The 11,055-nt window shown below is 46.2% G+C and carries 8 protein-coding genes; all 8 read right to left on the bottom strand.

Annotated elements, in window-relative coordinates; all coding sequences use genetic code 11:
* On the bottom strand, nucleotides 1-1,884 hold a 1,884-nt coding region (locus tag HF974_03350; protein ID MBC2697375.1), incomplete at its 3' end, for a hypothetical protein.
* Nucleotides 1,885-1,900: 16 nt separating this feature from the next.
* Complete coding sequence (locus HF974_03345) at nucleotides 1,901-3,067, bottom strand: PGF-pre-PGF domain-containing protein (protein MBC2697374.1); 1,167 nt, start codon at nucleotides 3,065-3,067, stop codon at nucleotides 1,901-1,903.
* Between the two features lie 339 nt (nucleotides 3,068-3,406).
* The gene (locus tag HF974_03340) at nucleotides 3,407-4,348 is read right to left on the bottom strand and encodes an ABC transporter ATP-binding protein (protein MBC2697373.1); all 942 of its coding nucleotides are present in this window, start codon (nucleotides 4,346-4,348) and stop codon (nucleotides 3,407-3,409) included.
* A complete protein-coding gene (locus HF974_03335) occupies nucleotides 4,341-5,273 on the bottom strand; it encodes an ABC transporter ATP-binding protein (protein ID MBC2697372.1) in 933 nt (310 codons plus the stop codon). The genes HF974_03340 and HF974_03335 overlap by 8 nt, the downstream gene beginning before the upstream one ends.
* Nucleotides 5,270-6,109, bottom strand: coding sequence for an ABC transporter permease (locus HF974_03330; protein ID MBC2697371.1), 840 nt, complete (start codon nucleotides 6,107-6,109; stop codon nucleotides 5,270-5,272). The genes HF974_03335 and HF974_03330 overlap by 4 nt, the downstream gene beginning before the upstream one ends.
* A complete protein-coding gene (locus HF974_03325) occupies nucleotides 6,106-7,002 on the bottom strand; it encodes an ABC transporter permease (protein ID MBC2697370.1) in 897 nt (298 codons plus the stop codon). The genes HF974_03330 and HF974_03325 overlap by 4 nt, the downstream gene beginning before the upstream one ends.
* 128 nt (nucleotides 7,003-7,130) lie before the next feature.
* Nucleotides 7,131-8,930: an ABC transporter substrate-binding protein gene (locus HF974_03320; protein ID MBC2697369.1), complete on the bottom strand. Its 1,800-nt coding sequence runs from the start codon at nucleotides 8,928-8,930 to the stop codon at nucleotides 7,131-7,133.
* Between the two features lie 37 nt (nucleotides 8,931-8,967).
* Nucleotides 8,968-11,055, bottom strand: coding sequence for a hypothetical protein (locus tag HF974_03315; protein ID MBC2697368.1), 2,088 nt, complete (start codon nucleotides 11,053-11,055; stop codon nucleotides 8,968-8,970).

Raw genomic sequence — 11,055 nt, 5'->3', positions numbered from 1 at the left:
CGTTGCATCAAATGTGTCAGTGACAACTTCCGGAGCATTAACAGTGACAGGTACATCCACAGGTACTTCCACAGTTATTTCATCGTCAGACCAGAGCGATAATATTTCATTTGATTCGATATCAACGAGCAATCCATCGGATATGGCCAGAACGCTTGTATCATCTGTCACACCCAACACCTCGAAACTGATTGTAGTAAGTGAACCGGATCCGCTTACTCCAGTAGTATTCGGGAGATTGAATATCACTCTGATCGTATCAGTATCTAAGAAACGCCACATGTCGATCGGTACATCTGTACCGTTTATGCTTCCTGAATTGACACCGGTTACGTTCACAACGCTTGCATCGAATGATAGATCGAATTGACCTGAGTCAAGATTGATGATTTCTGCAATATCTATCGTTGCATCAAATGTGCCAGTGACAACTTCCGGAGCATTAACTGTGACAGGTACTCCCACAGTTATTCCGTCATCAAACCAGAGTGAGAATATTTCATTCGATTCGATGTCAACAAGCAATCCATCGGATATGGCCAGAACGCTTGTATCTTCGTCTACACCCAAGACCTCGAAACTGATTGTAGTAAGTGAACCGGATCCGCTTACTCCAGTAGTATCCGGGAGATTGAATATCACTCTGATCGTATCAGTATCTAAGAAACGCCACATGTCGATCGGTACTTCTGTGCCGTCTATGCTTCCGGAATCAACACCGGTCACGTTCACAACGCTTGCATCGAATGATAGATCGAATTGACCTGAATCAAAATTTGTGATATCTGCAATATCTATCGTTGCATTAAACGTGCCGGATACAACTTCGGGAGCATTAACAATAACAGGTGTTCCTACAGTTATTCCGTTATCAAACCAGAGCGAGGATATTTCATTCGATTCGATGTCAACAAGCAATCCATCGGATATGGCCAGAACGCTTGTATCATCTGTCACACCCAACACCTCGAAACTGATTGTAGTAAGTGAACCGGATCCGCTTACTCCAGTAGTATCCGGGAGATTGAATATCACTCTGATTGTATCAGTATCTAAGAAACGCCACATGTCTACCGGTACTTCTGTACCGTCTATGCTTCCGGAATCAACACCGGTTACGTTCACAACGCTTGCATCGAATGATAGATCGAATTGACCTGAGTCAAGATTGGTGACATCTGCAATGTCTATCGTTGCATCAAACGTGCCGGATACAGGTTTCGGAGCATTAACAGTGACAGGTATTCCTACAGTTATTTCATCGTTAAACCAGAGTGATGATATTTCATTCGATTCGATATCAACAAGTAATCCATCGGATATAGCAAGAACGCTTGTATCATCTGTCACACCCAAGACCTCGAAACTGATTGCAGTAAGTGAGCCGGAACCGCTTACTCCGGTAGTATCCGGGAGATTGAATATCACTCTGATCGTATCAGTATCAATAAAACGCCACATGTCTTCCGGTACTTCTGTACCGTCTATGCTTCCGGAATTAACACCGGTCACGTTCACAACGCTTGCATCGAATGACAGATCGAACTGACCGGAGTCAAGATCAGCAACATTATAAATGTCTATCTTGGCATTGAATGTGCCGGATACAACTTCCGGTGCATCGACGCGAACCTGCGCCTTTTGCGCCATAATCAACATCATTAGTGCGTCGGGTGAGTTGACCTTGCCATCAGCATTCACATCCGCGATTTCAGGATCTGAAACTATGCTCCCAACTGACATTTGCAGCGTAAGCAGTGAATCTGCTGCGGTGATCATACCATCATTGTTTACATCACCAACTACATTATAGTCTGCCAATGCTGGTGTGCAAAACGCTATAAGAGTTATCAGCGCACAATAGATCAGATTTTTTATTATCATTGTAATATCACCCTCATTATTTATTTTTGCGCAATAACTGCACTGCTATCAACAAGACCGATAAGCCAGCAAATAGACCAAATCCAGGCATACCTTTCTTTTCTGTTGGTGTCGGGACGGGGGTTTTCTCTACTGTTGCTGCAACTGTAGGCTCTGCAGTGATACCTTCGCCTCCGGGTTCTCCCTCTAACTTTTTACCTGTTACAGCAAATGGCGAGAAACCGGTTGTTTCAGATTCAAAATACAGGTAATCTGCATCCTGGCTTGTTTGGGTGGTTATAAGTGGATTCCACTTACCACCATTATAACGATTTAATTTTATAGTGGATCCATCGATGTTGTTTTCAGAGATCCATGTTGTTTCCACTTTGAAGCCGATTATGGGATCTGCGATATTACTTGAGGTTGCCCAGTCAGTGGGTCCGAGCAATACATTCAGGTTCTTATATACTGTGTCTGGTGGGGCACGGTCTACTGTTGTTGAAGTTTTCTTCAGCATCTCAACCTTTGCAGCGATTTCCCCTGAGTTTGTCAGACCTGTGAAAGTGATGAATTGGACAATATTACCATTAGAATAAAAATTGTAGATTAATTTTGAATCTTTGTAGACGGTTTTTATTTTTGTCTCTGACATCTGTATATTCCCGGAGGCTTCGCCAGAGGAACCGACTCCGACACTACCTGAACTGCCACTGCCACTGCTACTACCACCAGAACTGCCATCAGACCTTTTTACTGTGACAACCACAACCCCATCCTCTGTGTCCACCAGCACAGGTTGGGGTGAAGCGTTCATTGTATATGCTTCAACTTCTGTGACAAGTGTTGAATTGTCGCCTGCGTTACCACCGACCACATCAAATGTTACAATAAATAACTCACCATCGTTATTGATAGCATCAGGATATGTTGCAAGACTGATGTTTGTTTTTCCGGAGATGATATTATACGACCAGAGTGCATCAGGTAAGCTTTCTATCATCGCACCGTTCACAACATTCGTTGCTTTCAGGATGCTTGCATCGTAGGTCAGTCCGATATCCATGGCACCTATAACTGATGCGTTCACGATGTTGATCGATATGTCCACAGTATCGCTGACGCTGCCTTCTGCACTTCCAATACGTACTGTGGGCGTTTCTGCTGCCAGGCCAATCTGGCAAAAACCAAGTGACAAGAGCATTGCTAAGACACATATTATTGTGTGTGATTTTATTATTTTGTGTAACATATTTTAATTTCTCCAAACTATGGTTAATTTATCATGCGATTACTAAAATTAACTTATAATGGCGCTGTTTTTTATTGAACTATATATATTTATTATTAATTATGGACTATATCGTAACATTAAATAATATAAATATTTCTATTTGTAATCGGTACTGTTGAAAATATTATAAACGAGTCATTAAAATACGAAGAAAATGCTTTGGTATAATATTATTTATGTTGTAACTACACAGAAGAAAAAGTCGTTTATTGGTGTCACTCTTGTTAACAAGTATTTTGATCCGTAACATCAAACAAAATGACATGCCACATAATGACCTCTCCCAACTTCAACCAGTTCCGGCTCCTTGATCATACATATTTCTTCCCCTCGCGGACATCGCGTATGAAATCTGCACCCTGTAGGTATATCGATCGGACCTGGAGTCTCGCCTTTGAGAATTACCTGTTTTCTTTGTTCCGCCGCCGGCTCCATTGTGGCGGCAGACAGTAGCGCATGCGTATACGGGTGCTTTACACCATTGAATATATCACTGGTCTCCCCAATTTCGACTATCCTCCCAAGATACATCACTGCTATTTGATCAGCCATGATCCGCACAACATCGAGATCATGGGAGATAAAAAGATACGTGTGATCGAACTCCTTCTGTATATCCTTCATCAGATTCAGGATCTGCGCCTGAACCGAGACATCCAGCGAGGATGTAGGCTCATCAGCGATAATGAGGTCAGGATTCATCGCAAGAATCCTTGCAAGCACAACACGCTGGTTCTGACCGCCGCTCAGTTGATACGGATACCGATTGACATGTTCCGGATTAAGTCCCACGGTTTCGATCAGTTTTGAAATATTTTGCTCTCTTTTATTCTTTGGAATTATGCCATGCAATTTCAAAGGCTCTGCGATGCTCGTTCCGATCTTCATCCTTGGATTGAGCGAGGAATCGGGATCCTGAAAGATCATCTGTATTCTTGGTCTGATCTTCCGGAGTTCTCTCTTTTTTAACGCAAATAGGTCGATACCATCGAATAACACTTTCCCATCAGTTGGTTTGATCAATCGCAGGATCAATCTGCCTATCGTCGTCTTCCCACATCCGCTCTCCCCGACAAGTCCGAGCGTCCTGCCCTTCTCGATTTTGAACGATACATCATCAACCGCTCTGAGATATCGTTTTCGTATAAGCCCGGATGAAAAATATTTTGTCAATCTGGCAACCTCAAGCATGAAAACACCTCACAAAATGTCCATCATCGATCTCGATCATACCCGGATGCTTCTTCCGGCATATCGCCTTTGCATCTGCACATCTCGGATGAAATCTGCATCCGGGAGGGAGATTGATTAAGGATGGGCTCATACCCGGTATCGGCACAAGCCCATTCCTCGGAAGCGAGCCTAAAAAACCTCTGGTGTATGGGTGCAGCGGGGCTTCAAATATCTCACTTGTGGTCGCATATTCCACCAGCTCTCCTGCATACATAAGCGCAATCCGATCACAGAGCGCTCTTGCAACGCCAAGGTCATGGGTTATGATGAGCATCGCCCTCTCTTTGGTCACCTCTTTCAGGAGTTTTATGATCTGTGACTTTATCGTGACATCAAGCCCTTTTGTAGGTTCGTCTGCTATGATGAGTGAGGGGTTGCATGCAAGCCCCATTGCAATCATCACACGCTGCTTCATGCCCCCGCTGAACTCATGCGGATATTCGTTCACACGCTGGGACGGTGACGGGATCCTTACTGCATCGAGCATCTCGATCGCCTTCTCTTTTGAATCTCTCTTACTCAGCCCCTGATGGAGTCGGATCGCCTCTGCGATCTGCTCCCCCACACGCATGACCGGATTTAGAGAGGTCGTCGGATTCTGAAGGATCATTGCGATCTCTTCTCCTCTGATCATTCTCATCTCTGCCTCACTGATCTTGAGAAGATTCGTTCCCTTATAGATGATCGTTCCCTCGGTCTTTGTGGACGACTGTAAAAGACGCATGAGCGTAAGACCAAGTACCGTCTTCCCACAGCCAGTTTCGCCGATCAAGCCGAGGGTCTCCCTCTCACGTATTGAGAGATCGATAGTGTCCACCGCCCTGACGATTCCATCCGGGGTCGGGAAGTATGTCCTCAGGTTAGAGATTCTCAGTAAAGTCATAGTTCCATCCCGCTAAAAGAGCTTTTCAGTTTTGGATTAAACGTCTCCTCAAGAGCATACCCGACAAACGTGAGTCCAAGTACCGTAAAAACGATACAGAGTCCGGGCGGAAGCATCCACCACATCCATACATCCGATACATAGATGGTCGGACATTCGAATGCATAATGGAACACCATACCCCAGCTCCTCGCTACTGGGTCCCCGAGTCCAAGAAAACAGAGTCCTGATTCTGCAAGTATCACATGGATCGCCTCCATGATGAACTGGACGACAACCAGCGGAACCACATTTGGAAGAATGTGCCGCCACAGGATGTAAAAATCGCTGCCTCCAATCATCTTCGTTGCATCGATATAATACCTGCGCCTGAGCGTCAGCACCTCCGATCTGATGATTCTTGCTGTCATCAGCCATCCGAATATCAGGAATAAAGCTATCAGGTTCCAGGTGCTCGGACGCATGAATGATGCGATGACAATGATCAGGGGAAGTCTCGGGATTGTCAAGACCACATCCACAACCCGCATGATCAGAAATCCAACCTTGTCAAAATATCCGGCAATAAGACCCAGCGATGTCCCCACTAGCATCGATATGGCGGAGACTATGAATGCGATGAAGAGAGAGACTCTCGTCCCATAGACGATCTCACTCAAAATATCATTTCCCAGATCGTTTGTCCCCAAGAGATGACTCGAACTCGGATGCTCCATCGGTCTGTATATCTGATGCGGGTTGTATGGCGCGATATGCGGCGCAAAAACTGCGACAATCACAAAGATCGTCAATATCCCGAGTCCGATCGATCCAAGTATCTTTCTTACTTCGATCATTCGTGGTTCACCCTTGGATCCAGTTGTATGTATATCATATCCGCGATGAAGTTCGCACCGACGATGGTAATTGTTATGAAGAGAAATATCCCTTGCAGGAGCGGATAATCATTGTATGAAACTGCATTGTACAGTAAGTTTCCAATGCCGGGGTATGCGAATACCATCTCGACAAATATCGTTCCCGTGACCATGAATCCTACGGTCATCGCTGTCATCGTAACGATTGGGAGCAGTGCATTCTTGATTGCGTGTTTGTGCAGGATATACCGCTCGCTCAAGCCCTTTGCCCGTGCGGTCATGATGTAATCCTCTCCAAGCACGCCGAGCATCGAATTTCTCATCAGGAAGTATGTTCCGCCTATATGGGAGATGACAAGGGTTGCGGCAGGAAGGACCAAGTGGTGCAGGATATCGAAGATCTCCTCAAGCGGATTTGAATATGTGGCAAACGCGGTCTGTGCACCACTTAGCGGGAAGATGCCCAGCTTTACTACGAAGAATATCACCATGAGTATCCCAATAAAGAAGGACGGAAATGAACTGATCGAGAGAATGGATATGAGAAGTGCCATGTCCTTCTTCCTGCCCCGCGCCCATGCGGAAGTTGCGCCAAGGAGGATTCCCAATGTTATATAGATTGCTGTTGAGGTTCCAACGAGGAGGAGTGTCCATTTCAATCTGCTGAGTATCACCTCCAGAACCGGGTCATTGTAGTATATCGACAATCCGAGATCTCCTCGAATTATTCCGACCATATAATTGATGTATTGCTCTGAAAGCGGTTTATCAAGCCCATAGTATGCGAGCAAGATCTCTCCCTTCTCCTCTGTCATCCTTACTGGCATATCTGCGCCCGGATCTGTCAGATATGAGAGTGCGTCGCCTGGCATCGCCCTTGGCAGGAAAAAATTTATAGATAATATTATGAGTACTATGACAAAATAATACACGAGTTTACTTATTTGGTGCATTGGTATAAAAAAATATATGTTGCTGCATGAAGCAGCAACTTATGCCTTTATTCGGTGCGAATCGGTGCCCTTCCGAGAATGATCAGTTCTATGTGGGTCACATCCTGCATATTGATCTTATAATTCTGGTTCGCATCTGCCATATCTGTCTCCTCATCGAGTTCCAGAATCATCCGCTCAATCTTGGTCACATCCTGCATATTGATCTTCCCATTTTCGTTTGCATCTCCGTACCGTGCAAGGACTATGAGTTTATTCAATTCGAGTGGGATTCCTATACAAATCCCGTCTCTTGTATAGAACCATGTATCAAGCACTTCCGGATTGTAAACACACCACATGTACGGGTGGTAGAGTGTATAGACCGGAAGATCGTCTGCAACTATCTCCTGGAGCTGATTGACAAGTTCTTTTCGCGTATCGAGATCCATCTCCACCTCCTGTGCTGCAAAGGTGGAATCGTAGTCATCACTATGATACGTGCTCGCAGGCCAGGACGGGATACGCATAATCTGAGGATTTGATATTCCTCCATGACCGCTGATCACCACGTCAAAGTTACCTTCCTTAAGGCGAGTATCTATCGGACCCCAGCTGCTCGATGTCACCACTATCTCAATCCCGATGTCAGCAAGATCCGCCTGTATCAGTTCCGCTTCCCTACTAAATTTGCTGGTCGTATAGAGATCGAATGTGATATCTCCACTTCGCTGCGCACCATCCGGATAGTTACGTATCCCATTGCCATCCGTATCCACAAAACCAAGCGAATCGAGTATGTCGTTAGCCGTATCTGTGTTATGCTCGTAAACTGTGCAATCAGGGTTGTACCAGATCGAGTCAGGGTGCATTATGCCGGTATTCGCAGATATACCGCCGTCATTCAAGGCATTCGAAACCATCATGTCTCTATCGATTCCGTGTGCAATTGCCTGTCTAAACTCCAGTATGTTCGTCGGATACCCTTTCGTATCATCCTCGTCACAGTTGAAGATCACCTGTAGCACCCAGAAACTCGGACCGGTGGTTATCTCGAAGTTCGGGTCACCCTTGAATTCCTGAACCGCCGAGATCTCAGATCCCCAGAAGGATACTTCATCCACCTCACCGGTTTGCAGTGCAGCTGCCGTATTGGAAACTTCCATCGATATAAACTCGTCTATGAGGAGTTTTCCATCGTAGTAGTCGTAATTAGCCTCATACTGGTAGGATGCCGTAGCCGAGTCGTATTCCACAAGTTTCAGTGGACCTGTGCCTATGACTGCGTCAGCGTTTTTAAATGTGAGTGGGTCTGACACATCTTTCCATATATGCTCTGGTAATATTGGCACATTTCCTGCGATGTCCACCAGGAACGATGCCATCGGCGCGTTTAGATCTATGACAACTGTATAGTCGTCAATAACCTCCACATTATCGATGTAACTGATCGCGTCGAACCACTTGAACGCACCCTCGCAATCCGCCATATAGTCGAAGGTGAACTTCACATCATCTGCGGTGAACAATTCTCCGTCATGCCATCTAGCGTTCCCGTCGAGATAGAACGTCCATGTTTTACCATCATCAGAGATCGTCCAGCCATCCGCAAGAGCGGGTATGACTCCGTTCGCATCCTTCCATGTAAGGGTATCAAATAAGAGACTCATCCTGGCATAACCAGGACCCCTCGGGTAGAACGTAAATGGAGATGGATACCCCCAGTCAGCTCCACCCGGTGTGCCTCCTGCCATCCTCACGGTCTTTCCGCTGCTCGTTTCAGAGACTTCATCGTTCTCTGTAAGCGCACTCGCAGAGAATGCCATGCTGCACAGCAACACAGCCAATATCAATACTATTTTCTTCATATTAATTACCTCTTGTTGTTATTCATGTTCGGTGTTTTTACAGAGTTATCTTCCCAACCGCTACCTGAAGCAGTATCAACGCGTCAGCGGATGTGACCTTACCATCGCCGTTGAAGTCTCCACGCACCACGGTTGGTTCTTCAAGCCCGAGTTCAATGTATGGATCAACTCCTGCCATCTTCACCCGTTCGAGCTGTTCGGATGTTACATTGAACTCGTCCGAAGCCAGTGAAACAAACATATCCGGCTGATCGAGGTATGGCAGCAGTCCGAAACTGGCTTTTATCCGGGTAGTCCAGAATAAGGGATTTGTTTTGCCTCCTGGTGGCTTGAAATCACTGAGATCGACATCCGAAAGGTCGCACGTTTTTCCCCAATCGTACTGGAAAGCAACACCCCGTCCCGATTTTGCTGTACTGTTCCAGATTATGAGAATTCCTGCAAGAGGTTTTTCTTTTACGAAAAGTTCACCGGAACGCTGTTTGGCAATCAGGCTCTTTTTTCCGGGGGTTAAATCCAGAAGAACCTGGATCGCATCCTCCTTGCACCAGTTCGGGCATCCGATCCACGTGTAGCTCTCGCCCGCACCCAGCGGATAATTCTCACGGATGTATCCTGTAATCAGGTAGCCTGACGACAGTCCCGGGCAGAGGTGGTTGTGCAGGTCCGTACACTTCAAAAAGTCATTGGGTGCACCATATCCCCATGCGTTTGCGATCGTAATGATTGAAAATGCATCTGAACCGATTGCTGCTTTCATTGCATTCCAGCCATCGGCGTTTGTGGCGTTCTTTCTGTCGATGTTGATCGTAGTTGCGTCGAATGCTTTGTTCCTGTAAACCGCGTAAACGCAGTCCTTTGTCTTGTTATCAAAGATTGCGAACCAAAGCGGATTATCTATTGATCTGTGGATCGGCAACAGGTTTCCAGCTTCAATGGAACATCCTGTATCCCGTTCGATCATTCCGATGCAGCACTCAGTCGTGTTACCATCTACCATTGCATATCCGGCATCGGTCAACACGCACAGACCCGGGCTATCTCTCGTTACTCCGAGCGTAGACATTGCATCCTGCAGCGCACCCGAGATATCAATTGCACACGGATCGTCTGCAAGCCCGATCTCAACATAAGGATCAACTCCTGCCAGCTCAAGCCTCTTGAGCAGATCAGAGGTAACATTAAACGTGTGTATCGTCGATATGAACGTTTCCGGCTGATTCAGGTACGGCATCATGCCCCAGTCCATCTTGATCCTACTTGCCATTGGGTATGCCTCAAAATCGCTTTCGGTTACATTCGAAACATTGCGTGCATGATCAAAGTCAAACGAGAGGACATGACCGGTTCCACTACCAAGCGTTGTGTTCCAGACGATGTATATCCCGGCAGCGTTCTCGATTGCGTCTTCATCATGTGCTGGCATGTTCTTTGCAAAGATGCCACGCTTCCCGACGGTTGTATCCAGAATAACTTGCAACGCATCGTCTTTGCACCAGATCGGGCATGAGATCACCACATACTTCTCACCATCAACCAGCGGGTACTCTTTCAATAGATAGTCTGCAAGCATGTAACCTGACGTCACCCCCGGACATAAGTGGTTGTGGAATTCCACACACTTCAAGAAGTCGTACGGTGCGCCGTATCCACACGCATTCGCAATCGTTACAATCGTGAACGCGTCTGATCCAAGTGCATACTTCATCGCATTCCAGCCATCACTGGTTGTGGCGTTCTCTCCGTCGATATTAACCTTTCTTGCGTTGAATGCTCCATTCTTATTGACTGTGTAAACGCAGTCCTTTGTCGCATTATCGAAGATCACAAACCAGAGTGGCTTATTTACTGCCCTATGAATCGTCAGCAAGTTCCCATCTCCGATAGAACATCCTGTTTCCTTCCGGAGTGTTGTGATACACCCCTGTGTCGTCTTTCCATCAACTTTCACGTATCCGGCATCGGTCAACACGCACAGACCAGAGGTCTTGTTTGTAACCCCAAGCGCAGTCATTGCGTCCTGCACCGCACCGGTTATGTCAATCGAATCATCCGCAGCCGCAATTCCGGTGAATCCGGAACAGAGCAGCACAAACATCAAACCAAGTACAGATATCGTCTTCAT

The organism is ANME-2 cluster archaeon (assembly GCA_014237145.1).
In the GTDB taxonomy this organism is placed as follows: domain Archaea; phylum Halobacteriota; class Methanosarcinia; order Methanosarcinales; family Methanocomedenaceae; genus Methanocomedens_A.
The sequence above is the reverse complement of the archived record's forward strand: the minus strand, read 5'-3'. Positions and strand labels throughout refer to the sequence as shown.